Source organism: Microbacterium sp. F2 (genome assembly GCF_052274505.1).
Taxonomy (GTDB): domain Bacteria; phylum Actinomycetota; class Actinomycetes; order Actinomycetales; family Microbacteriaceae; genus Microbacterium.
In genome coordinates, this window is record NZ_JBNVBV010000005.1 from 158,050 (window position 1) to 179,897 (window position 21,848).

General features: G+C 67.6%; 23 protein-coding genes. 13 read left to right on the forward strand and 10 right to left on the reverse strand.

Going from position 1 to position 21,848, the window contains the following annotated elements; all coding sequences use genetic code 11:
• Position 1: 1 nt before the first annotated feature.
• Genes ACQVDU_RS10905 through ACQVDU_RS10930 form a run of 6 tightly spaced genes read left to right on the forward strand, consistent with a single transcriptional unit; the run spans position 2 to position 4,199 of the window.
• Entirely contained in the window at positions 2 to 274 is a 273-nt protein-coding gene (locus ACQVDU_RS10905; RefSeq protein ID WP_331791805.1) for a HypC/HybG/HupF family hydrogenase formation chaperone, read from the forward strand.
• Positions 271 to 915: a hypothetical protein gene (locus ACQVDU_RS10910; RefSeq protein WP_443477114.1), complete on the forward strand. Its 645-nt coding sequence runs from the start codon at positions 271 to 273 to the stop codon at positions 913 to 915. The genes ACQVDU_RS10905 and ACQVDU_RS10910 overlap by 4 nt, the downstream gene beginning before the upstream one ends.
• Positions 912 to 2,036 carry a hydrogenase expression/formation protein HypE gene (gene hypE / locus ACQVDU_RS10915; RefSeq protein WP_443477115.1) on the forward strand — a complete coding sequence of 375 codons (1,125 nt, stop codon included), beginning with the start codon at positions 912 to 914 and terminating at the stop codon, positions 2,034 to 2,036. Before ACQVDU_RS10910 ends, hypE begins: the two co-directional genes overlap by 4 nt.
• A 14-nt stretch (positions 2,037 to 2,050) precedes the next feature.
• The gene (locus tag ACQVDU_RS10920) at positions 2,051 to 2,323 is read left to right on the forward strand and encodes a HypC/HybG/HupF family hydrogenase formation chaperone (RefSeq protein ID WP_292710032.1); all 273 of its coding nucleotides are present in this window, start codon (positions 2,051 to 2,053) and stop codon (positions 2,321 to 2,323) included.
• The gene (hypD, locus tag ACQVDU_RS10925) at positions 2,323 to 3,453 is read left to right on the forward strand and encodes a hydrogenase formation protein HypD (RefSeq protein WP_443477116.1); all 1,131 of its coding nucleotides are present in this window, start codon (positions 2,323 to 2,325) and stop codon (positions 3,451 to 3,453) included. Before ACQVDU_RS10920 ends, hypD begins: the two co-directional genes overlap by 1 nt.
• The gene (locus ACQVDU_RS10930) at positions 3,450 to 4,199 is read left to right on the forward strand and encodes a DUF6390 family protein (protein ID WP_443477117.1); all 750 of its coding nucleotides are present in this window, start codon (positions 3,450 to 3,452) and stop codon (positions 4,197 to 4,199) included. Before hypD ends, ACQVDU_RS10930 begins: the two co-directional genes overlap by 4 nt.
• Here the strand turns inward: ACQVDU_RS10930 and ACQVDU_RS10935 are convergent.
• From ACQVDU_RS10935 to ACQVDU_RS10950, 4 genes are read right to left on the reverse strand one after another with little or no spacing between them, the layout of a single operon-like run.
• Positions 4,174 to 4,986, reverse strand: coding sequence for an energy-coupling factor ABC transporter ATP-binding protein (locus ACQVDU_RS10935; RefSeq protein WP_443477118.1), 813 nt, complete (start codon positions 4,984 to 4,986; stop codon positions 4,174 to 4,176). The two genes, ACQVDU_RS10930 and ACQVDU_RS10935, sit on opposite strands and share 26 nt — an antisense overlap.
• Positions 4,983 to 5,633, reverse strand: coding sequence for a cobalt ECF transporter T component CbiQ (gene cbiQ, locus ACQVDU_RS10940; protein ID WP_443477119.1), 651 nt, complete (start codon positions 5,631 to 5,633; stop codon positions 4,983 to 4,985). Before cbiQ ends, ACQVDU_RS10935 begins: the two co-directional genes overlap by 4 nt.
• Before the next feature lie 29 nt (positions 5,634 to 5,662).
• Entirely contained in the window at positions 5,663 to 5,983 is a 321-nt protein-coding gene (locus tag ACQVDU_RS10945; RefSeq protein WP_443477120.1) for a PDGLE domain-containing protein, read from the reverse strand.
• The gene (locus tag ACQVDU_RS10950) at positions 5,980 to 6,669 is read right to left on the reverse strand and encodes an energy-coupling factor ABC transporter permease (RefSeq protein WP_443477121.1); all 690 of its coding nucleotides are present in this window, start codon (positions 6,667 to 6,669) and stop codon (positions 5,980 to 5,982) included. The genes ACQVDU_RS10945 and ACQVDU_RS10950 overlap by 4 nt, the downstream gene beginning before the upstream one ends.
• A 125-nt stretch (positions 6,670 to 6,794) precedes the next feature.
• Here ACQVDU_RS10950 and ACQVDU_RS10955 point away from each other — a divergent pair, with 125 nt between their 5' ends.
• Positions 6,795 to 7,274 (forward strand): Fur family transcriptional regulator, encoded by a 480-nt coding sequence (locus ACQVDU_RS10955; protein WP_443477122.1) that lies wholly within the window; start codon positions 6,795 to 6,797, stop codon positions 7,272 to 7,274.
• 71 nt (positions 7,275 to 7,345) lie between these two features.
• Here ACQVDU_RS10955 and ACQVDU_RS10960 read toward each other — a convergent pair whose 3' ends face one another.
• Entirely contained in the window at positions 7,346 to 8,941 is a 1,596-nt protein-coding gene (locus ACQVDU_RS10960; RefSeq protein WP_443477123.1) for an isocitrate lyase, read from the reverse strand.
• A 32-nt stretch (positions 8,942 to 8,973) separates the two neighbouring features.
• Positions 8,974 to 10,635, reverse strand: coding sequence for a malate synthase A (gene aceB, locus ACQVDU_RS10965; protein WP_443477124.1), 1,662 nt, complete (start codon positions 10,633 to 10,635; stop codon positions 8,974 to 8,976).
• Between the two features lie 165 nt (positions 10,636 to 10,800).
• On the opposite strand from aceB, the gene ACQVDU_RS10970 reads away from it, so the two are divergent.
• Complete coding sequence (locus ACQVDU_RS10970) at positions 10,801 to 12,288, forward strand: helix-turn-helix domain-containing protein (RefSeq protein ID WP_443477125.1); 1,488 nt, start codon at positions 10,801 to 10,803, stop codon at positions 12,286 to 12,288.
• 19 nt (positions 12,289 to 12,307) lie between these two features.
• Here ACQVDU_RS10970 and ACQVDU_RS10975 read toward each other — a convergent pair whose 3' ends face one another.
• The 4 genes from ACQVDU_RS10975 to ACQVDU_RS10990 all read right to left on the reverse strand — a co-directional run bounded on the left by ACQVDU_RS10975 (position 12,308) and on the right by ACQVDU_RS10990 (position 17,002).
• A complete protein-coding gene (locus ACQVDU_RS10975) occupies positions 12,308 to 13,450 on the reverse strand; it encodes an alpha/beta fold hydrolase (protein WP_443477126.1) in 1,143 nt (380 codons plus the stop codon).
• Positions 13,451 to 13,517: 67 nt separating this feature from the next.
• Positions 13,518 to 14,570, reverse strand: coding sequence for a helix-turn-helix domain-containing protein (locus ACQVDU_RS10980; protein ID WP_443477127.1), 1,053 nt, complete (start codon positions 14,568 to 14,570; stop codon positions 13,518 to 13,520).
• A 45-nt stretch (positions 14,571 to 14,615) separates the two neighbouring features.
• Positions 14,616 to 15,584, reverse strand: coding sequence for an alpha/beta hydrolase (locus ACQVDU_RS10985; protein WP_443477128.1), 969 nt, complete (start codon positions 15,582 to 15,584; stop codon positions 14,616 to 14,618).
• 47 nt (positions 15,585 to 15,631) lie between these two features.
• Positions 15,632 to 17,002, reverse strand: a complete 1,371-nt coding sequence (locus ACQVDU_RS10990) for an NAD(P)/FAD-dependent oxidoreductase (protein ID WP_443477129.1) — start codon at positions 17,000 to 17,002, stop codon at positions 15,632 to 15,634.
• A 111-nt stretch (positions 17,003 to 17,113) separates the two neighbouring features.
• Between ACQVDU_RS10990 and gabT the strand changes: the two genes are divergently transcribed.
• From gabT to ACQVDU_RS11015, 5 genes are all read left to right on the forward strand, one after another.
• Positions 17,114 to 18,469 carry a 4-aminobutyrate--2-oxoglutarate transaminase gene (gene gabT, locus ACQVDU_RS10995; RefSeq protein ID WP_443477130.1) on the forward strand — a complete coding sequence of 452 codons (1,356 nt, stop codon included), beginning with the start codon at positions 17,114 to 17,116 and terminating at the stop codon, positions 18,467 to 18,469.
• A 38-nt stretch (positions 18,470 to 18,507) separates the two neighbouring features.
• On the forward strand, positions 18,508 to 19,872 hold the full coding sequence (locus ACQVDU_RS11000; protein WP_443477131.1) for an aldehyde dehydrogenase family protein: 1,365 nt from the start codon (positions 18,508 to 18,510) through the stop codon (positions 19,870 to 19,872).
• A gap of 72 nt (positions 19,873 to 19,944) precedes the next feature.
• Positions 19,945 to 20,385: a pyridoxamine 5'-phosphate oxidase family protein gene (locus tag ACQVDU_RS11005; RefSeq protein ID WP_443477132.1), complete on the forward strand. Its 441-nt coding sequence runs from the start codon at positions 19,945 to 19,947 to the stop codon at positions 20,383 to 20,385.
• 28 nt (positions 20,386 to 20,413) lie between these two features.
• Positions 20,414 to 21,253: a hypothetical protein gene (locus ACQVDU_RS11010; protein ID WP_443477133.1), complete on the forward strand. Its 840-nt coding sequence runs from the start codon at positions 20,414 to 20,416 to the stop codon at positions 21,251 to 21,253.
• Positions 21,250 to 21,723: a hypothetical protein gene (locus ACQVDU_RS11015; protein WP_443477134.1), complete on the forward strand. Its 474-nt coding sequence runs from the start codon at positions 21,250 to 21,252 to the stop codon at positions 21,721 to 21,723. Before ACQVDU_RS11010 ends, ACQVDU_RS11015 begins: the two co-directional genes overlap by 4 nt.
• The last annotated feature ends 125 nt before the right edge of the window (positions 21,724 to 21,848 follow it).

A 21,848-nucleotide genomic window follows, 5' to 3' on the forward strand; every position in this document is an offset into this window, starting at 1 on the left:
GATGTGCCTTGCGATTCCGGGCAGGATCACCGACCGCTGGGTCGAGCCCGACGGCGCGATCGTCGCCGAGATCGACTTCGCCGGCGAGACCCGTACCGCCAAGCTCAACTTCCTCCCCGACCTCCAGGTCGGCGACTACGTCATCGTGCACGCCGGCTTTGCGCTCACCCGCGTTCCGGCCGATCAGGTCACCCAGGTGATGAGCGCGATGCAGGATGCCGGCGTCGTCGATGCCGACGGTGCGATCGCCCACGACGCGAGGATCGGGCTGTGAGCGCCGCACTTGCGAGCGACCTGCGGATCGCTGCCGTCCACGTGGCCCGCGCCCAGGTGCTCGGTGGCGCCGTGCACGTCATCGGCGTGGACTCTTCGGCGCTCTCCGGTGCCCGGGAGGTGGGGCAGGCCGACGCGGTCGAGATTCTGCGAGCTACCGCGCGATCGGGGGATGCCGCGATCATCGTCGGCGCCTTCGCCGACCGGGATCGGCTCTTGGCGCGCCTTCCCGCATGGGGGGTCGCGGGGATCTGGGTGGGGGATGCTCAGCGTCCCGCCGATGGCGTGGCCACCGTGTGCGTCGCCGGCGACGCCGAGGTCGTCGTGCCCGGCATCCTCGCCATCGCCGACGACCTGCGAGAAGACCCTGCCGCGCTGCAACCGGCCATCGTGGAGTGCACCGACGAGGTCTGTATCACCTGCAGCGACGAAGGTCGACTCGGAGAGGTCCTCGCGGCTCCACCCGTCCTGTTCGCTCCGGCGCGCGTACGTACTGCGGACGGCGAGGAGGATGTCGATGTCACGATCCTCGGACCCGTCAGGCCGGGCGACCTGGTGGTCATCCACGCGGGGATGGCGATCGCGACGGTGCCGCTGCCGCCCGAGGTGCCCGTCCCGATCGCCGCGGAGGTGATGTCATGACCACCGACGCCACGGCAGCTGACACGGTTCGGCGCGGTAAGAACCGGCTCAATGAGTCGGAGGACGAGGTCCTCGCCCGCATCGAAGCATTCCGCCGTCGCCGCCCGCGGCTGATCGACGAGGTGATCACCCTGGCGCACGGAGCCGGGGGGAAGGCCTCTGCGGCGCTCGTGGACGCCGTCTTCTTCGAAGCATTCGGCTCTCCCACACCGGGCGACCCGGGCGACGCCGCGGTCCTGGACCGGCCGGCGGGACGCATCGCGATGACCACCGACTCCTACGTCGTCAACCCGATCCGCTTCCCCGGAGGGAGCATCGGCGACCTTGCCGTCAACGGCACCGTCAACGACCTCGCCGTCAGCGGTGCGGTGCCCACTGCACTCACCGCGGCTTTCGTCATCGAAGAGGGGCTTCCCGTCCAGACACTCCGCGAGATCGCCGCCGACATGCGGGCTGCAGCCGACGCGGCGGGCGTGTCGATCGTCGCCGGCGACACCAAGGTCGTACCCCGGGGCGCCGCCGACAAGCTCTTCATCACGACGGCCGGTGTCGGGGTGCTCCCCGAAGGCCGTCGACTCGGAGCCGACCTCGTCGAGCCGGGCGATCGCATCCTCGTGTCGGGACCCATCGGCGCCCACGGGATGGCTGTCATGCTTGCGCGCGGGAACCTCGCCATCGACGCCGAAATCTCATCCGACTCTCGTGCTGTGAATGGACTCGTCGAGGCTCTCCTGGATGCCGCGCCGCAGACCCGTTGGATGCGGGACGCCACCCGTGGGGGCCTCGGCACCGTGCTCAACGAGCTCGTACAGGCATCCGGGCGCGGAGTGATCGTCGACGACGAAGCAGTGCCGGTTGCCCCGGTCGTTCGCGGCGCGTGCGACATGCTCGGGATCGATCCCCTCTACGTCGCCAACGAGGGGATGTTCGCTGCGGTCGTTCCCGCCGATGTCGCGGATGCCGGGCTCGCTGCCCTGCGGGCCCTGCCCGGGGGCGGGAGTGCCGCGATCATCGGCGAAGTTGTCGCAAGCCCCTCCGACATCGTGGCAGTGCGCAACGCCTTCGGCGGCACCCGCATCGTCGACATGCTCGTGGGCGACCCCCTTCCCCGGATCTGCTGAGAGAGAGGTCAGTCATGTGTCTCGGAATCCCCGGTGAGATCGTCGAGGTCGTCGATGCCGACGAACACCTCGCGTCGGTCGAAGTCAGTGGTGTTCGCCGCGTCATTTCCACGCGGCTGCTCGCCGACGAGCACGTCGGAGTCGGGGACTGGGTGCTGGTGCACGTCGGTTTCGCGATGAGCAAGATCGACGAGCACGAGGCGGATGTCACCCTCGATCAGATCCGCAAGCTCGGGCGTACGTACGACGAAGAGCTCGAGGCCTTCATGGAAACGGAGATCGTCTGATGCGTTTCGTCGATGAGTTCCGCGACCCCGCTGCAGCCCGGTCGTTACTCGGTGTCATCGAGGCGCAGACGCAGCGTCTCGGCCGCACGCTGTCGTTCATGGAGGTGTGCGGCGGTCACACCCATACGATCTATCGGCACGGGCTCGAGCACCTTCTTCCCGAGGCCGTGCAACTCGTGCACGGTCCCGGATGCCCGGTGTGCGTGATCCCCATGGGACGCGTGGATGACGCGGTGTGGCTCGCGCATCGGCCAGGCGTGATCTTCACGACCTTCGGCGACATGATGCGCGTTCCCGGCACCGAGGGCAGCCTCCTGCAGGCGCAAGCGGCAGGTGCCGACGTCCGCTTCGTGTACTCGCCGCTGGATGCCCTCAAGATCGCGATCGACAATCCCGACAAGGAAGTCGTGTTCTTCGCCGTCGGTTTCGAGACAACCGCACCGTCGACGGCGGTGACGATCGCTCGTGCTGCAGCGCTCGATATCAGGAACTTCTCGATCTTCTGCAATCACGTCCTGATCGAACCGCCGCTGCGCGCGATCCTGGATGCCGACGACCTCGACCTCGACGGTTTCATCGGTCCCGGCCACGTGTCGACAGTGGTGGGGACGACGGTCTACGACTTCATCCCCGCCGAGTATGGGCTTCCCATCGTGGTCACCGGCTTCGAACCGCTCGACATCCTCCAGTCGGTCGAGATGCTGCTGGCGCAGTTCGAGGACGGCCGCTGCGAGGTGGAGAACCAGTACGCGCGGGTGGTGCGGCGCGAAGGGAATCCTGCCGCGCTGGCGCTCATGCAGCAGGTCTTTGCGGTGCGCGACACGTTCGAGTGGCGGGGCCTCGGCTACATCCCGCGCTCTGGGTACGGCATCCACCCCGACTACGAACGATTCGACGCCGAGAAGAAGTTCGCGCTGCCGGGCGTCCGGGTAGAGGACCCGCCCGCGTGTGAGTGCGGCAGCGTCCTGCGAGGTGTGATCAAGCCCTGGGAGTGCAAGGTGTTCGGCACCGCGTGCACCCCCGAGACCCCGATCGGTACCTGCATGGTCTCGCCGGAGGGCGCGTGCGCCGCGTACTACAACTTCGGTCGGCTCCACCGGGAGGCGGCCCAGGCCGTGGCCCGCGTGTGAGCGCCGACTCGAGACCGCACGGGGAACGACTGTTCGCGCGGTACGCGTACCACCCGAACGAGAAGGGCTACTGCGGCCCCGATGGCGCACCCCTGCTCGCGGAGGTGGCGCGCGGTGAGGGGGGTGGGGTAGATGTCCGGGGGGCGGCTACCCGCTTCTCGGGCGCCTGGCCGTATCTGACGGTCATCGGGAGCCTCCTCGCGTGCGATCCGCTCGATGAGAGGGCGGTGCGGGCGTACTGGACAGGTTCCGCCGAGGGCGACGCCATCGATCCCGCCGTCTTCTGGCGTGAGCTGCTGGCGATCATCGGTCCACGCGCCGGGTCGTACTGGGCATACCTCGACGAGTCGCTGGCTGCCGAGGCGGCTCCCCATCACGCCTTTCACGTCTTCGGGGTCTACCCCTGGACACGATTGCTCAGCACCGGTCGGCCCGAGCCCGTCGAGGTGCTGGAGTCGTGCGCGATCCTCCCTGCCACGGTGGTGCACACGGATGCCACGCACTGGCGCGTGCGCGGACCGCGACTGGTCTACCGCGAGGGCGTTCTCGCGCTCGACGACTCCGACGATGCTGACGCTGAGCGCGACGTCGCGGTCCCCTTCGGCGACACCGCGACGGCGGGCGAGAAGGTTGCCATCCACTGGGGGGCGGTGGCCGAGGTCCTCGATGGCGACGCTGCCGGGGGGCTCGAGGCTCGCGTGAGTGCCCAGCTCGCGCGGGTCAACGCTCGGCTCGCGGCATCCTGACCTGTTCTGGCGCCGGGCCGTGGCCGGTCGCGGCGGTACGGGGTGGACGGGGCGCTCGCGGATCGAACCCCCACGGCAGCTCGAGGCCGTGTGCGCGCAACAGGTCGGCGTCGGAGAGGATGTCGGCCGTCGCACCGTCGGCGACGATTCGACCTTCGTCGAGGATCACCGACCGAGGGCAGAGTTCGAGGGCGTAAGGGAGGTCGTGGGTGACCACGATGAGCGTGGCGTCGAGTGCACCGAGGGTCGCGGACAGATCTCGACGGGCGGCGGGGTCGAGGTTGGAGGTCGGCTCGTCGAGCACGATGACCTCGACATCCATCGACAGGATCGTCGCAATAGCCGCGCGGCGTCGTTGGCCGAGCGAGAGCCTGCCCGGCGCCGTGTCTCGGTGCTGCCCGAGCCCGACACGTGTCAGCGCCGCGGTCACCCGCAACTCCAGCTCGGGCCCGCGCACGCCGTAGTTGCCGGGGCCGAATGCGACATCCTCGCCGATCGTCGGGAGGAAGAGCTGGTCGTCGGGGTCCTGGAAGACGACGCCCACCCGGCGGCGGATCTCGGGCAGCGCCCCTCGGCTGACCCGGGTCCCGCCGATCTCCACGACCCCGTGATCGGGAAGGTGGATGCCGTTCAGGTGCAGCATGAGCGTCGTCTTGCCCGCCCCGTTCGGTCCAAGCACCGCGACTCGCTCGCCGGCGGCGATCTCGAGGTCGACCTCGTGCAGCACGGCAGTGCCGGACGGGTAGGAGAAACGGACCCCGCGCACCGATACGGATGCCGAACTCATCCGGCTCCGCCCCGCGACAGCATCGCGAGATGAACGCGCTCGCCGCGGGCATGGGAGCGCACGATGACCGCGCCCGCCGCCTGCGCGATGATCCGCCAGGACGCAAGGCCGCGAGCTCGGAACCCCCGCGATTCGCGAGCGATGCGCATCCGACGGGTCTCCTCGACGATGAGGTCCAGATACCGGATCATGAAGCCGATGATCGAGGTGAGGACCGCGGGGAGGCGGAGCTGACCGAGCGCCTGCACCATCCGCCGCGGCTCGGTGGTCGAGATGAGGACGGTCGCGGCGCCCACGGCGAGGGTCGCCTTGGCTAGGAGCGCCCATGCGCCCCAGAGCCCCTCAACAGCGAGCGCGAACGGACCAACCTCGATCGTCGGCCCTGTCGCGATGAAGGGAAGCAGAAGCGCGAACACGACGAAGGGCAACTCGATCGTCATCCGCCGTGCCACGACCCGGGGTGGCACGCGCGCGATGACCAGCGCTGAGACCACCACCAGCGCGTAGACCGAGAAGGCGGGGAACCACTCGCGGGGAGTGGCGACCACGACAGCGGCGAAGGCCACCGTCGCGATCAGCTTCGTCCGTGCGGGGGCGCGGTGCAGGAGGGAGGCTCCCGCCTGATGACCCCAGTCCAGCGCGCTCACCGCATCGACCTCATCCGGGGCTCACGGCGTCAGCCGCGCCGTGCCAGACGCCCGAGAAGCCACGCCAGAGCGAAGGTGATGCCGCATCCGACGACACCGACGATGAGGATCGACAGCCAATTCCCGTCGAGTCCTGCCACCGTGTAGTCGGCCAAGGGCGAGCCCGCCGTTGCACTGTCGTGCGCGGCGCTGCCGAAGCCGACTGCCTGCGCGACGAATTCCAGCCCGTCAGGGTTCGATGAGGCCCAGATGCTGACGACCGTCGCGATCACCAGTGCGATCCCCAGGGCCCAGAGAGTGAAGGCGCGCGTGGAGATCCGGCGCGCCGCGGGGGTGGGCGTGGCACTCATGCCAACGCCGCCTCTCGGGTCTCGATGGCTCCGGATCGCTGGAAGTGCGCTCCGTAGACAAGGTCCGGACGGGCGGTGAGTACGGCGGCGACGATGAGTCCGGTGATGATCGCCTCGCCGATCCCGATGAGAGTATGCCAGCCGACCATCGCAACAAAGACTGCGTCGATCGGAACTGCCACCTGGCCACCGATGGCGAACAACCCGACGAACGCGATCGCAGCTGCGGGCACCGAAAGCAGGCCACCGATGCCCGCGGCTACCGCGATGGCCCATCGGCGTACGGGAAGCACGCGGACGAGGCCCCGGAACACCCACCAACCGACGCCGATCGTCACGAGACCCATGAGCGTGATGTTGGTGCCGAGGGCCGTCAGCCCGCCGTCGGCGAACAGGAGGGCCTGGACGATGAACACGGCGCTCACAGCGAGCACCGCTGTCCACGGCCCCAACAGCACAGCCGCGAGTGCACCGCCCAGCAGGTGGCCGCTGGTTCCGGCGCCGACGGGGAAGTTGATCATCTGCGTGGCGAAGATCACCGTGGCGACGATTCCCACCATCGGGGCCCTGCGGTCATCGGTCATCTCGGCACGCGAGTTCTTGATCGCGAGGCCGATAGCTCCGGCCGCCACGACCCCCGTAGCAATCGAGACCGGCACGCTGAGGAATCCGTCGGGTACGTGCATCGGCCCTCCTCGGGTGACCATGCGGTCTGGGATTGCGCTCACACTATTGCGACTCAGTCGCATTACACAAGAGTCGAAATCTCCGCCGTGCCGCCATTCGGAGGGGCGTGTGCCACGATTGCCGAATGGGTGCGCCACACGACCACGAGCACCTCCACGCGGAGGCTCCCGTGAGCCTTGCCGACTCTGCGCTGGCGCAGCTCTCCGAGCGTGGCGAGCGCATCACGGCAGCACGTCGCGCCGTCATCGGGGTGCTCGCGGCCGAGCATGAGCACCGCACGGCGGAGCAGATCGCGGGTGCTGTCGCTGACCTCGGCATCCATCGGGCTACGGTCTACCGCACGCTCGAGATGCTCGACAGCCTCGGGGTGGTCACCACGCGTCCGGTTGGGCAGGGTTCGACCGGCTATCACCTCGCCACCGGGGAAGACCGGCACGCCCACCTTCACGGGGTCTGCCGCTCGTGCGGGGTCGTCGTCGCGCTGCCAGCCGATCTGCTTGCCTCGGCCGCCCGATCGGCCCGGAACGCGAACGGCTTCGCGCTCGAGCCCGCGCAGAGCTCGCTCGTGGGCACCTGCGCGGACTGCGCTCGCGGCGTCTCCTGAACGGGACGGCGCCCCGCGAACGACGGATGCCTCGGACGGCGTCGTCCGAGGCATCCGTGTCTTCTCGATGATCAGCTGAACTGGTTCATCGTGTTGTGCTGCCCACCCGCTTTGAGGGCAGCGTCGCCGGCGAAGTACTCCTTGTGGTTGTCGCCGATGTCGCTTCCTGCCATGTTCTGGTGCTTGACGGTCGCGATGCCCTCGCGGATCTCGCGGCGCTGCACGCCCCGCACGTAGGCGAGCATCCCCTCATCGCCGAAGTACCCCTTCGAGAGGTCATCGGTCGACAGGGCCGCCGTGTGGTAGGTCGGCAGGGTGATGAGGTGATGGAAGATCCCGGCCCGGGCCGACCCATCGCGCTGGAACGTACGGATCTTCTCGTCGGCCAGCCGGCCAAGCTCGGTGTCGTCGTACTCGACGCTCATGAGCTCCGCCCGATCGTACGCCGAGACATCCTTCCCTTCCGCGGCGAGGGTGTCGTAGGCCTGCTGACGGAAGTTCAGCGTCCAGTTGAACGAGGGGCTGTTGTTGTAGACCAGCTTCGCGTTCGGGATCTCCTCGCGGATGGCATCCACCATCCCCGCGATCTGCTCGACGTGCGGCTTCTCGGTTTCGATCCACAGCAGGTCGGCGCCGTTTCGCAGCGACGTGATGCAGTCCAGCACGCAGCGGGCCTCGCCTGTTCCGGGGCGGAACTGGTAGAGGTTGCTCGCCAGGCGCTTGGGACGCAGGAGCTTGCCGTCCCGCTTGATGACGACATCCCCGTTGCCGAGCTCGGCATCCGAGATCTCCTCGACGTCGAGGAATGCGTTGTACTGGTCGCCGAGGTCGCCGGGCTCGTGTGTGACCGCGAGCTTCTGGGTGAGTCCCGCGCCGAGCGAGTCGGTGCGCGCCACGATGATGCCGTTGTCGATGCCTAGCTCCAGGAAGGCATAGCGCACCGCGGTGAGCTTGGCGATGAAGTCCTCGTGGGGCACCGTCACCTTGCCGTCCTGGTGACCGCACTGCTTCTCATCCGAGACCTGGTTCTCGATCTGGATGGCGCAAGCGCCAGCCTCGATCATCTTCTTGGCCAGCAGGTACGTGGCCTCGGGGTTTCCGAAGCCGGCGTCGATGTCAGCGATGATCGGGACCACGTGGGTCTCGTAGTTATCGATCTGGCTCTGGATGAACTCCGCTGCCGTCTCGTCGCCGGCGGCGCGTGCGGCATCCAGCTTCGTGAACAGCAGATCGAGCTCGCGAGCGTCGGCCTGGCGCAGGAACGTGTAGAGCTCCTCGATGAGCGCGGGGACCGCGGTCTTCTCATGCATGGACTGGTCAGGCAGCGGCCCGAACTCGGAGCGCAGCGCCGCGACCATCCACCCCGAGAGGTAGAGGTAGCGCTTATTCGTGCTCTTGAGGTGCTTCTTGATCGAGATCAGTTTCTGCTGGCCGATGAAGCCGTGCCAGACGCCGAGCGACTGCGTGTACATCGACGAGTCGGCGTCGTACTCTGCCATGTCGCGGCGCATGATGTCGGCGGTGTACTGGGCGATCTCCAGTCCCGTGCGGAACCGGTTCTGTGCCCGCATCCGCGCCACGGACTCGGGGTTGATGGCATCCCAGCTGGAACCGTGCTGGTTCTTGAGTTCCCGGATGGCGGCGATGTCGTCCTGGTAGGTGGTCATGTCTTGTCCTTCGTCGTTGGTCTCGTGCGCAGTCAGTCGGTCTCGACCAGGTAGCGCGAATAGGCGGGGAGGGTGAGGAAGGCGGGGAAGTCGCTCCCGAGGGCCACCTCACGGAAGATCGCTGCCGCGTCGTCGAACCGGTCGCCCTCGAAGCGAGTCACCTCACCCAGCACCTGTGCGATGAGGCCCTCGACGTACTCGCGCGTGATGGGCGTGCCGTCGTCGGTGGTGCGGTCCTGGTGGATCCACTGCCAGATCTGCGAGCGGCTGATCTCCGCTGTCGCGGCGTCCTCCATGAGGTTGTCGATCGCGACGGCGCCGAGGCCCCGCAACCACGCCTCGATGTACCGGATCGCCACCGACACGTTGCCGTAGACACCGGATGCCGTGATCGGGCGACCGATGTGCACGTCGATGAGGTCAGCGGCGCGTACCGACACCTCGGGGCGCTGCCGGTCGAGCTGGTTCGGTCGGTCGCCGAGCACGGCGTCGAACTCGGCCCGAGCGACGGGGATGAGGTCGGGGTGGGCAACCCACGTGCCGTCGAACCCGTCGCCGGCCTCGCGCTTCTTATCGGCGGCCACCTTCTCGAAGGCACGCTCGGTGACCTCCGGGTCGCGGCGGTTGGGGATGAACGCGCTCATGCCTCCGATCGCGAACGCTCCCCGCTTGTGGCAGGTCTTCACGAGCAGCTCGGTGTAGGCGCGCATGAAGGGCACCGTCATGGTCACCTCGCTGCGGTCCGGAAGCACGAACCGTGCGCCACGGCCGCGGTAGTTCTTGATGATCGAGAAGATGTAGTCCCAGCGGCCGGCGTTCAGGCCAGCGATGTGGTCCCGCATCTCGAAGAGGATCTCTTCCATCTCGAAGGCGGCGGGCAGAGTCTCGATCAGCACCGTTGCCCGGATCGTGCCGTGCTCGATGCCGAGGTAGCGCTCACTGAACGTGAAAACGTCGTCCCAGAGCTTGGCTTCTTCCGCCGACTCGAGCTTGGCGATGTAGAAGTACGGTCCGACGCCGTTCTCGATCAGCTGCTTCGCGTTGTGGAAGAAGTACAGACCGAAGTCCACGAGCGAACCCGAGGCATCCATCGCGCGTCCGGTTCGGTCGGTGTACCGCAGGTGCTTCTCGACCAGATGCCAGCCGCGCGGGCGCATCACGATCGTGGGGGTCTGCTCGGCGGTGACCTCGTAGCTCTTGCCCTCGGGGCTCGTGAACGTCAGCTGGCCGCGGATCGCGTCGTACAGGCTCAGCTGTCCCTCGATCACGTTCTTCCAGGTGGGGCTGGTGGCGTCCTCCTGGTCGGCGAGCCACACCTTCGCTCCGGAGTTGAGGGCATTGATCGTCATCTTCGGGTCGGTAGGGCCGGTGATCTCCACGCGACGGTCTTCGAGGCCGGGGCCGGCGCCGGCAACCCGCCACTCGTCGTCGTGACGGATGTGCGCGGTGTCGTCGCGGAACTGCGGGTCGTGGCCGTTGCCGATCTCGAACCGGCGTCGCATCCGGTCGGCGAGCCGGTCGTGCCGGCGAGCCGAGAAGCGGGAGTGCAGCTCGGTCAGGAATGCGAGCGCGTCGGGCGTCAGGATCTCGTCGTAGCGGTCGCGGATCGGCCCGACGACCTCGAGCACCGCCGCGGCGCTCGAGGTCGGCACGGGAGCCGTCCGGGCGGGCATCGGGGTCGTGGTTGCAGTCATGGCGCATCCGTCCTGTCTGATCTCTCATCCGCCGGCTTCGTCATCCGGTGGATCGACGCCTGGTTGGTCGTCGTGCACCTACTCTCCGTGAAGTTTTGCTGCCAGCATGGCCAGATCCGTTGTGAAGATCGCCAGAAATTCCGCTTCTGTGACAGAATCGGCGGCATGACGAGCCTCACAGCGCCGGAAGAGTCCCTCCCGACGATCACAACGGATGACGACGATGTCATCGACACACTCACCATCGGCAGGCGCATCCGCCAGTTGCGCACCGAGCGGGGGATGACCCTCGACGACCTGGCGGCGGCGGTCGACCGTGCCCCGAGCCAGCTGTCGATGATCGAGAACGGAAAGCGGGAACCCAAGCTCACACTGCTGCGCACCATCGCGCGTGCTCTCGGGACGAATCTGGACGCGCTGCTGGAATCGGAGCCGCTGGATGAGCGCGCCACGATGGAGGTTTCCCTCGAGCGGGCGATGCGGGGGCCAACCTTCCAGGCGCTCGGAATCTCCCCGTTTCGCATCGGTCGCTCAATCCCCGATGAGGTGCTCGCGGCGATGCTTGCGTTGCAGGGCGAGATCGAGCGGCTGCGAGACGAACGGGCGGCCACACCGGAAGTGGCGCGCCGCGCGAACCTGTCCCTGCGCCGGCTCATGACCAGTCAGCAGAACTACTTCGCCGACCTCGAGGCTCACGCGCGCGACCTGTTGGCCGCCGTCGGGCACACCGGAGGCCCGCTCACGCAGCGCACGGCATCCGACATTGCCGCCCACCTCGGGTTCACGATTCACTACGTCTCCGATGTGCCCCTCACTACCCGCAGCGTTCTGGATCTCAAGCACGGGCGGCTCTACCTCTCGAGCACGATCGCGAGCAAGCGGGATGCCCGAACCGCCGTGCTGCAGTCGCTGGCGAGCCGCATCCTGGGGCACGACGAGCCCGCGAGCTACGGTGACTTCCTTCGCCAGCGCGTGGAGATCAACTATCTGACGGGGGCGCTCCTGATGCCGGAGGCCGACGTCGTGCCTTTCCTGCAGGAGGCCAAGTCTCACCGCGCCCTCTCTATCGAAGACCTGCGGGACGCGTATTCGGTCTCGTACGAGACTGCCGCTCACCGCTTCACCAATCTCGCGACGGTCCACCTTGACCTACCCGTTCACTTTCTGAAGGTCCATGAGTCGGGCACGATCACCAAGGCCTACGAGAACGATGACGTGAACTTCCCGACCGACCGGTTCGGTTCCATCGAGGGGCAGATGTGCTGCCGCAAGTGGACGAGCCGCGTCGTGTTCGACATCCCCGACCGCTTCAACCCGTACTTCCAGTACACCGATACCGGGAACGGCACCTACTGGTGCACGGCCCGCGTCGAGCCCTCCTCCGAGGGCCTCCATTCGATCAGTGTGGGAGTGCGATTCGACGACACCAAGTGGTTCATCGGGCGCGAGACGACCAACCGCGGGGTCTCGCGGCATTCGGTGGAGGTGTGCTGTCGCCGTGCGCCGGCAGAACTCGAGTCATCCTGGCGCGGTCACTCGTGGCCGAACGTGCGGACACCGCGCACGCTGCTCGCTACTTTGCCCACCGGGGCCTTCCCCGGGGTGGACACGACGGATGTCTACGAGTTCCTCGAAGCCCATTCCCCGGGGTGATCCGGCGCCACGGGCACGCTCAGCGCGGCGGTGCTGCCGCGCCAGCGTCCACCGCCATCTCGACCGGCTCATCGAGCAGCTCAGCCAGGTGTCGGTCGATCTGGGGGATGAACCCCGGGTCGACCGCGAACAGGCCCAGGTGCCCATGGACGTCCTCGACCACCCGCAGCTCGCTGCCTGGGATGAGTTGCTGCTCAGCAGCACAGTCGCGAACGGGAAAGAACATGTCCTCGTCGATGGGCATGACGTAGGTCTTCGCCGTGATGCGCCCGAGTGCCGCCGCGAGGTCGCCGTCGGTGTGGCGTGAGACGTCGCCGCGCTGCCATTTCCACGCCATAGTGAGAAGAGCATTCGGGTCCATCGCCGTGAAGTACGGCTCGAGGAAGTCCGTCAGGAACTGCTCACGCGACGTGAAGCCGAGCGCCGACCACTTCTCCTGACTCCAGAACTCCGTCGAGAACCCCATGGTTGCCCACAGGTGCGCGTGTCGTTTGAGACCGTCCTCGACCTGCGCGTGCGTGGTGTACTCGCCGCCGGCGAATCCGGGATCGCTGTGGATCTGCTCGATCAGCGTCTCGGTGAACAGGAAATCGTGGGGTGTGTTTCGGGCCGTCCCTGCGATCGGCGCTGCGCGCAGCACCTTTGCGGGAAAACGGACCGCCCACTCGTAGGTCTGCTGGGCTCCCATCGATCCGCCGACGACGAGCGCCAGCTTCTCAATGCCGAAGTGCTCTCGCAACAGGCGCTCCTGGGCGACGACGTCATCGCCGATCCGCACATCGGGAAACCTGGACATCGCGATGTCGGGGTCTTTCACGTTGTGAGGCGACGTGCTCAGACCGTTGCCGATCTGATTCACCGCGAGGATGAAGTACTTCTCCGGGTCGAGCGCATGGCCGGGCCCGACGTAGGCATCGGCCCAGATCTGGTGCGTACCGGAGTACCAGGTCGGGATGAGGATGGCGTTGTCCTTCTCCTCGTTGAGTGTGCCCCACGTGCGCACGGCAAGACGACAGTCATCGATCACGCCGCCGTCCTCGAGCTCGAGCCGACCGATCGAGACCAGTTCGAAGTCTTGGTGCACGTCGGGGGAGTAGTAGGGATTGTCGATCATTGTGGCCACCTCTTCGTGGTCGGGGGACGGGATGGTCTCAGCATCCACGGCTCGATGGAGCCCTGATACCGTCAGTGCGACGCGGATCCCGACCCGTGACCCGACGTTCGTCGGGTCACGCCGAGAGCGGACGTCCCGACGTCTTCGCGCGGGGAGGGGGAAGTTCCAGAGCGCGAGAGGCCCGCATCCGGTGCCGCATGACCGCAACGGCCAGGCGCGCCCGTCCGAGCCCGTCCAGGGGCGCGAGACCCAGCTCGTCGGCGATGACAGCCACGCGGGTCGTCATCGTGGAGTGATGGATGCCGGCAAGCCGTGCCGCTTCGCGCACGGATCCCGCCTGCATCAGAGCATCGAGCGTCGCACGCGCCCAGGCGTGAGCCGCGACGAGGCGGGCGACAGCGGCCTCGTCGCGATCCGGGCGTGCATTCGCAGGGGTATCGGCGAGGATCTCGGCGAGTCCGCCCAGGTCGTCGGCGCGAGAGACGGTGCCCGGCTCTGCGAGGCGCAGGCAGACCAGAGCGGTGCGGAAGGAGAGATCGAGATCGTTCAGGTCGCTCGCGATCCCGACGCCGAGGGGGCTCGCGACCGGGGCTGCATCCGCGGCGACGATCGCGACGTGCACGGGTCCGACGGCGGACGCGACGACGTCTTCGGGTCCCCGCGGGTGGGTGCGCCAGAGCGCGAACAGTGGGGCAACCACGACGCGGTAGGCGACACCGTCCTTGAGGCCGCGCCTGCGCGCGGCCGCGACACGATCCTCGGCGGCCATGTCGTGGTCGACGATCACCGAGATGTCGCGCTTGAGGGGCGCATCGACATGGTCGTACCGAACGTGGAGCGCCAGGACGAGCCGCTCGATGATGATGGCCTCATTCGGCCCGGCATCCGTACTTGGCGCCTCGATCCACACGGTCATCCCGTTGGACTCGCGGACGATCCCGGTCGGTGCGGCTGCCTCGAGGCGCTCGCCTTGCGTGCCGATCCGGATCGCGGGGGCATTCTCTGCCCGTCGTACGCCTACGACCGACCCGGAGAGTGCGGCGGCTGCGCTGAGGAGTCCGTCGGTGCCCACGCCACCGGCCATGAGCTCGTCGAAGCAGGCGATCACGCGCAGGCTCGCGCTGGCGGTGGGGTCCAGCTGTCGCAGTCGGCCGAGGAGTTCCTGCATCGTCGACCTCCATCGCTCGAGACGTCATTGTGCATCCGCGCGTGCTCAGTCTGCCAGGGTTCGCCGTAGCCAGTCCTCTCGGGTGACAATCATTCTCCGCGCGATGCGCGTGTGCGGTGCGAAGATGTCGCACGCGTGGAAAGCTCCCGGCCACACGTGTAGTTCGACATCCACGCCCGCAGCCCACAGGCCGCGCGCGTAGCCGACGGCCTCGTCTCGGAAGATCTCGGCGGTGCCGACATCGATGAAGGCTGGAGGCAGCTCCCGCAGGTCGGTCGCTCGTGCCGGTGCGGCGTAGGGCGAGACGTCGGGTCCCCGCACGGACTCGCCGAGAAGTGCCGCCCAGCCGGTTTCGTTGCTGACGCGATCCCACACCCCGACACCGTCGAACGCTCGGGTGGACGCGGTCCGGCCGCGATCGTCCAGCATCGGGTAGTCCAGTAGCTGACCGCGCAGCGGCGGTCCGCCACGATCCCGGGCAGCGAGTGCGGCCGCGGCCGCGAGCCCGCCGCCGGCGCTGGCACCTGCCACGACCAGTCGGCGAGAGTCCAGCCCCAGCTCTCTACTGGAATGCGCGACCCATTCGAGCGCCGCGTAGCAGTCCTCGAACGGAACGGGATGCGGGTGCTCGGGAGCGAGTCGGTACTCCACCGTGACCACCGTCACGCCGAGCCGCTCGACCCAGCCGAGCGCGGTGTCGATGCCGCTGAACCGGTCGCCGAACATCATGCCCCCGGAGTGGAACAGCAGCACCGCGGGGCCGCGCAGCCCCGCAACCGGGCGGATGACCGATGCGGCGAGCACGTAGCCGTCGAAGCCCGGGAAGGTCAGATCCTCAACCTGTACCCGGCGATCGCCGAGCAGCTCCTCTCGAGGGGGTGACGCGTACGAGGCGCGCATGAACCCGATGAGGTCGGGTGTGATCGTCGGCGGGAACACTCCTCCGATGACGGCCAAGGCCGCGCGCAGCTCCGGATCGATCTCGACGCGCCCCTGGATCGACTCGTCCGGCATGGACTCATTGTGCCGCCTCGGCGCAGGCTCGAGCTCGCCTACCGCCGTCATCGTCCGGCGATGAGATCGGCGAGCTTCGCGAGCCCCGAGGTGCGCCCCGCTCCCAGCGACTCGAGCCGGTCAGCGCCGCGGTAGGCGGCGTAGATCGCGTTCACGGCGGTCCACCGCAGTGGTTCGATCTCCCACCGCTTCGCGCGATGATCCACCCAGGGCAGGCGGGTGAGATCTGTGTCGCGACGCAACACCAGATCGGCGAGGGTGCGTCCGGCGAGATTGGTTGCGGTCACTCCCGTTCCGACGTAGCCGCCTGCCCAGCCGATGCCCGTCTGCAGGTCGAAGCCGACAGTAGCCGACCAGTCGCGCGGCACCCCGAGCACACCGGCCCACGCATGAGCGAGGGGCACACCGCGGGTGGCTGGGAAGAAGTCGTGCAGGAGGCCCGTGAGGGAGCGGATCGTGCGCTCCTGCGTCCGTCCGTTCGTGTCGACGCGAGACCCGTACCGGTATGGGACGCCTCGACCCCCGAAGGCGATGCGATCGTCAGCAGTTCGCTGCGCGTACATGTAGACGTGGGCAAAATCGCCGAGAGTTTCTCGCCGCGACCAGCCGATCGCGTCCCACACCCCGGCAGGTAGCGGCTCGGTGACGATCATCGATGAGTTCATCGGCAGCCACGTTCGGTGCTCGTCGCGGAGGTTCGCGGTGAAGCCTTCGGTGGCACGGATGACGGCATCCGCCCGCACCGTGCCGCGATCCGTTTCCACGCGTCCGGGTTCGATCGATCGAGCCGTCGTCTGCTCGAAGATCCTCACGCCCGCCGTCTCCACCGTCTCGGCAAGGCCCGCTGCGAGCTTCGCCGGGTGAATGCGTGCGCAGTGCGGATGCCAGATCCCTCCCACCGCGCCGACGACGTCGATACGGGATCGCGTGGCCGCGGCATCCAGTTCTTGCACGTCAGTGTGTGGCCATGCCAGGTCTTCGGCAGCCGTCTTCCGAAGCCGGGCGAGTTGCGCCGGGGTGCGGGCGATCTCGAGTTCGCCGCCCCTGACGATGTCGGCGTCAATGCCCTCGCTGCGTGCGACCTCGATCACCTCGCGCACGGTGTCGTTGAGCGCCCGCTGCTGCGCGATCGCGGCATCCCGTCCGTGGCGGGCGACGTATTGCTCCCGCCCTCCCGTGACCGAGTTCGTCAGCCAGCCACCGTTGCGCCCCGACGCTCCAAAGCCGGCGAAGCTCTGCTCGATCACGCCTACGCGCAGGTCGGGTTGCGCCCGCTTGAGGTAGTACGCCGTCCATAGTCCGGTGTACCCGGCGCCGACGATGCAGACGTCGAGCGCGAGGTCACCGGGAAGCGGTGCGCGCGGGGCGGGAGTGCCGCCGATGTCTCGCCACCACCACGACACGCCGCCATTGATCACGCGATGATTCTCCCACGACGGGAGCCGTCGCGTAAGTGATGATGGACGACGGATTCCGACGTTCGAGTTGCACGGGTCGCGCGCGATCGATCGTGCAGCTATCCTCACGACATGAGCCAACTCGATAGTCCCACGGTCCCGCTCGGCGGTCCCTCGCTCCCGCAGGAGCGACGCCTCGTTACCCCCATCCCGGGACCGCGCTCGCAGGAGCTCATGGCGCGCAAGGCCGCTGCCGTGTCGGCGGGCGTGGGGCACACGGCTCCGCTGTCGATCGTGGCGGCGGGCGGCGGCATCCTGCTGGACGCCGACGGGAACTCGATCGTGGATCTCGGCTCCGGCATCGCCGTCACCTCCATCGGCAACGCGCACCCCGCCGTGGTCGCGGCCGTGCAGCAGCAGGTTGCGCAGTTCACTCACACGTGTTTCATGGTGGCGCCCTACGAGCCCTACGTGGCGGTGGCCGAGGCGCTCAACCGCATCACTCCGGGCGATCACGAGAAGAAGACCGCACTGTTCAACTCGGGTGCTGAGGCTGTCGAGAACGCGGTCAAGATCGCCCGCAAGCACACGGGACGGCAGGCTGTCGTCGCCTTCGACCACGGCTACCACGGCCGCACCAACCTCACCATGGCCCTTACCGCCAAGCACATGCCCTACAAGGCAGGATTCGGCCCGTTCGCTCCGGAGATCTACCGTGCACCGATGTCGTACCCGTACCGAGATGGGCTTGACGGTGCCGCGGCGGCCAAGCGGGCGATCGGTGTCATCGAGAAGCACGTCGGGGTGACGGATGTCGCGGCGATCATCATCGAGCCGATCCAGGGTGAGGGCGGGTTCATCGTTCCCGCCGACGGCTTCCTTCCTGCTCTGCAGGAGTGGGCGAACGCCAACGGGGTCGTCCTGATCGCCGACGAGATCCAGACCGGATTCGCCCGCACCGGCGCGATGTTCGCGAGCGACCTGTTCGGCATCGTCCCCGACCTCATCACGACGGCCAAGGGCATCGCCGGTGGACTGCCGCTTGCGACCGTCACTGGACGCGCCGAGATCATGGATGCCTCGCATACGGGTGGCCTCGGCGGAACCTACGGCGGCAACCCCGTCGCCTGCGCCGCCGCCCTCGCGGCCATCGAGGTCTACGAGGCCGAGGACCTGTCGGCCCGTGCCCGGCACATCGGTGACGTTCTCGAACACCGGTTGCGAGAGATTCAGGCATCCGACCCGCGTCTGGGTGATATCCGGGGGAAGGGGGCCATGATCGCGGTCGAGTTCGTGGACCCTGCCACGGGCGACCCGGATGCCGCACTGACCTCGCGCGTGGTGCGTGCGGCCCTCGATGAGGGCGTGCTCATGCTCACCTGCGGGACCTACGGGAATGTGATCCGTTTCCTGCCACCCCTGGTCATTGGTGATGACCTGCTCGATGATGCTCTGGACGTGTTGGCGCACGTCCTGTCATCGTCGTGACCAACCGACCACCGTTCGCTGTCGACCGAGGAGGACCCATGAGTACCTACGCCGTCGTCAATCCCGCTACCGGGGAGACGCTTTCCACCTACCCCACCACGACGGATGCCGAGCTCGACGCGGCGATCACGTCCGCAGAGGACGCGTATCGCACCTGGGGCCGCACAGCGCAGCCCGTCGAGCGCGCTGCGCTGGTGCGTCGCGCAGCACAGCTTCACCGCGAACGGCGAGACGAGCTCGCCGAGATCATCGTGCGCGAGATGGGAAAGCCGCTGTCCGCGGCCCTCGGAGAAGTCGACTTCGCCGCCGACATCACCGAGTACTACGCCGACAACTACGAGAAGATCACCGGCGACACCCCGATCGACATCCTCGGAGAGGGAACTGCTGTCATCCGCCGTTCGCCGCTGGGTGTGCTGCTGGGGATCATGCCGTGGAACTTCCCGTACTACCAGGTCGCACGTTTCGCCGCCCCGAACCTGGTCATCGGCAACACCATCCTGCTCAAGCACGCCCCGCAATGCCCCGAGTCGGCAGCGGCGATTGCGGCGATCTATCGGGATGCCGGGTTCCCGGAGGGTGCCTACGTCGATGTGCGGCTGACCAACGAGCAGGCAGCGACAGCGATCGCTGATCCTCGTGTTCAGGGCGTCTCGGTCACCGGCTCGGAGCGCGCGGGTGCCGCCGTCGCCGAGGTCGCCGGTCGGAACCTCAAGAAGGTCGCACTCGAACTCGGTGGCTCCGACCCGTTCATCGTGCTCTCGACCGACGATCTCGATGCCACGGTGGACATGGCGGTCGAGGCTCGCCTCGACAACAACGGCCAGTCGTGCAACGCCCCCAAACGCTTCATCATCATCGACGAGCTTTACGATGCGTTCCTCGAGAAGTTCGTGGCAGCGATGGCTGCCGCGCCGCTGGGAGACCCGTTCGCCGACGACACGGTCATCGGTCCGCTCTCGTCGTTGGCGGCGGCCGAGCGACTCGAAGAGCAGGTGAACCGCGCCGTCGCGCAGGGCGCCACGGTCGAGCTCGGCGGTCCGCGGGACGGGGCGTTCTACCCCGCGACCGTCCTCACCGGTGTCACGGCCGACAACGACATCTATCGCGAGGAGCTGTTCGGCCCGGCGGGAGTGGTCTACCGCGTCGCCGACGAAGCCGAGGCTGTCGCCGTGGCGAACGCGACAAGCTATGGACTGGGCTCGTACGTGTTCACGACCGATCCGGCGCAGGCCGAGCGGGTGGCCGACGCCATCGAGGCTGGCATGGTCTATGTCAACATCGTGCTCGCCGACAGTCCCGAGCTTCCCTTCGGCGGCGTGAAGCGCTCTGGCACCTCGCGCGAGATGGGCTTGCTCGCGGCAGACGAGTTCGTCAACAAGAAACTCATCCGCGTCGCCTGAGCCCTTCGTTGCGGGCGCCGCCAGGGCCAAGGGTCCCTAGCGGCGCCCGCAACGCGCGCCCACAATGAGGGCATGGAAGAGATGATGGACGATGTCGTCGCCACTCTCAGCGATGCCGAGTGCTGGCAGCTTCTGGCAGGCGAAGAGCTGGGGCGCCTGGTCACCCGGGTCGGAGATGTCTTGGACATCTTCCCCGTCAACTACGTCGTCGACCGGGACACCATCGTGTTCCGCACCGCCGCGGGCAGCAAGCTCGTCGAGCTCACCGTCAACGATGAAGTGCTCTTCGAAGTCGATCACTACACCGATGCGGCGGCGTGGAGCGTCATCGTGCGCGGTCGGGCGCAGCGCCTTGCGACCGAGGAAGAGGTCGAAGCTGCTGATGAGCTTGCGCTTCGACCCTGGCTGCCGACGTTGAAATATCACTACGTCCGCGTGAGCGCCGAGACGATGTCGGGTCGCAGCTTCCGGCGCGGGCCGGAGCCCGACCGCTACGGCATCGCCGACTATTGAGCCCGGCGCACGTCATCCGGGCTGCTTCATGCCCGATCATGGTGAGGTGAACCCCGCGCGCTTGTGGATTCCGGTGCTCGCCGGAGCCTTCACCGTCGCGCTCGGAATCTCAGCGGTCATCGGCCTGGAATGGCTGACAGCCGACCGCAGGCCCACCACGGTCACCGCATCTCAGGCGGATGCCATCGCTGACGTGTTCGCCGAGAGCAGGGCCTTCGCCGCCGACATCCGCGGCGCCCGCGGGCGGTACGTCGAGGCTGCAGCAGCATGGGAGGCCGACGCAGCGTGGATCGCGCAGTGGCTGGAACAGGATGCGGCGCCGCAACCCGCTGCCCCCAACCCGGGTGGGCAGGCCTTTCCGGGCGACGACCCGCAGGGCCGTGCGTTCCTGGACGCGATCGGAGCCGCTGACGTCACGGTGATCTTCGATTCCGGTCCGGAGAATTGCGGTTACGCCGGGCAGGAGGACGGCCCGGGAGTGCTTGTTGTCGGCGGCTGCTATCAAACCGGCTACCCCGACTGGCTCTTCGTCGCGTGGGAGCCGGGAGTCGAGCACCTGGCCTGGCCGATCTTCGTGCACGAGGCTATGCACTGGTACCAGTACCAGAACTACTTTCCGTACCTGCTGGCGGCCGAGCGTGCCGGAATCACTCACGACGACTATGAGTGGGCGCTCGAGACCGATGCGAGCTGCCGCGCGGTGTATGAGCACGGCGTCGACCGATCCGCCTTCGAGGGTTCATCGTCGCCGTGCGATATCGGCGACTGGCACGACGGCTGGTTCGTCGATCAGCTCGTCGGGCTCGGGGTGCGCACGAGCGCTCCGACGCCCGAGGAGTTTGAAGTCAGCGCGGTGGTTCGCCCATGACGGGGGGTCAGCGGGCACGGCGAGCAGCGATGTTCGCGGTCGGTCTGCTGTCGGCATCCGTGCTGCTCGCGGCGTGCGCTGGGCCGGATATCGCTGAGCTCGAGTCGGATGCCGAATCCGCCTTCGACGCCCTGGTGGGTGTGGCGGGGGCGACCGAAGAGGGAATCCTTCGAACCCTCGAGGTCGCGAGCCCCGAGGAACAACCCTGCGGCGAGCACGATCGCGGCGTGCAAAGGGTTTTCACCGCGGTCGGCTCCGTTTCGGTGGGGGCGGATTATGCGGCCGAGGATGCGCTCGTCGATGCCGTCACGGAGGAGATCGATCCCGAGGAGTGGACGCCGATCGACGCCGACGGGGTCGCGGGAAAGGATGGCGCGTGGGTCGACGAGAGCGGCATCGTCGCAACCGTCAGCTACGACTCACCGATTCTGGTGATCGCCGTCTTCACGCCGTGCCTGGGCGCCCCGTAAGACTCGGGGGCAGTTCGCCCGTCGGGAGGGCATGCCGTACACTGGACCTGCAGTAGAAATCTGCATTCTTTCGCCGTGCCCGCGATCGGGCGACCCCCTTCTTTCACGTCGCGGCAGAAGACTGC

What these genes read in the sequence shown, in the direction of transcription:
- ACQVDU_RS10935 (WP_443477118.1), bottom strand. Translation starts at nt 4,986, where the DNA reads ATGAGTTCGGCATCCGTATCGGTGCGCGGGGTCCGTTTCTCCTACCCG.
- ACQVDU_RS10980 (WP_443477127.1), bottom strand. Translation starts at nt 14,570, where the DNA reads ATGCAGGAACTCCTCGGCCGACTGCGACAGCTGGACCCCACCGCCAGC.
- hypD (WP_443477116.1), top strand. Translation starts at nt 2,323, where the DNA reads ATGCGTTTCGTCGATGAGTTCCGCGACCCCGCTGCAGCCCGGTCGTTA.
- gabT (WP_443477130.1), top strand. Translation starts at nt 17,114, where the DNA reads ATGAGCCAACTCGATAGTCCCACGGTCCCGCTCGGCGGTCCCTCGCTC.
- aceB (WP_443477124.1), bottom strand. Translation starts at nt 10,635, where the DNA reads ATGACTGCAACCACGACCCCGATGCCCGCCCGGACGGCTCCCGTGCCG.
- ACQVDU_RS10950 (WP_443477121.1), bottom strand. Translation starts at nt 6,669, where the DNA reads ATGCACGTACCCGACGGATTCCTCAGCGTGCCGGTCTCGATTGCTACG.
- ACQVDU_RS10985 (WP_443477128.1), bottom strand. Translation starts at nt 15,584, where the DNA reads ATGCCGGACGAGTCGATCCAGGGGCGCGTCGAGATCGATCCGGAGCTG.
- ACQVDU_RS10905 (WP_331791805.1), top strand. Translation starts at nt 2, where the DNA reads ATGTGCCTTGCGATTCCGGGCAGGATCACCGACCGCTGGGTCGAGCCC.
- hypE (WP_443477115.1), top strand. Translation starts at nt 912, where the DNA reads ATGACCACCGACGCCACGGCAGCTGACACGGTTCGGCGCGGTAAGAAC.
- ACQVDU_RS11005 (WP_443477132.1), top strand. Translation starts at nt 19,945, where the DNA reads ATGGAAGAGATGATGGACGATGTCGTCGCCACTCTCAGCGATGCCGAG.
- ACQVDU_RS11015 (WP_443477134.1), top strand. Translation starts at nt 21,250, where the DNA reads ATGACGGGGGGTCAGCGGGCACGGCGAGCAGCGATGTTCGCGGTCGGT.
- ACQVDU_RS11010 (WP_443477133.1), top strand. Translation starts at nt 20,414, where the DNA reads ATGCCCGATCATGGTGAGGTGAACCCCGCGCGCTTGTGGATTCCGGTG.
- ACQVDU_RS10945 (WP_443477120.1), bottom strand. Translation starts at nt 5,983, where the DNA reads ATGAGTGCCACGCCCACCCCCGCGGCGCGCCGGATCTCCACGCGCGCC.
- ACQVDU_RS10970 (WP_443477125.1), top strand. Translation starts at nt 10,801, where the DNA reads ATGACGAGCCTCACAGCGCCGGAAGAGTCCCTCCCGACGATCACAACG.
- ACQVDU_RS10960 (WP_443477123.1), bottom strand. Translation starts at nt 8,941, where the DNA reads ATGACCACCTACCAGGACGACATCGCCGCCATCCGGGAACTCAAGAAC.
- ACQVDU_RS10920 (WP_292710032.1), top strand. Translation starts at nt 2,051, where the DNA reads ATGTGTCTCGGAATCCCCGGTGAGATCGTCGAGGTCGTCGATGCCGAC.
- ACQVDU_RS11000 (WP_443477131.1), top strand. Translation starts at nt 18,508, where the DNA reads ATGAGTACCTACGCCGTCGTCAATCCCGCTACCGGGGAGACGCTTTCC.
- ACQVDU_RS10955 (WP_443477122.1), top strand. Translation starts at nt 6,795, where the DNA reads ATGGGTGCGCCACACGACCACGAGCACCTCCACGCGGAGGCTCCCGTG.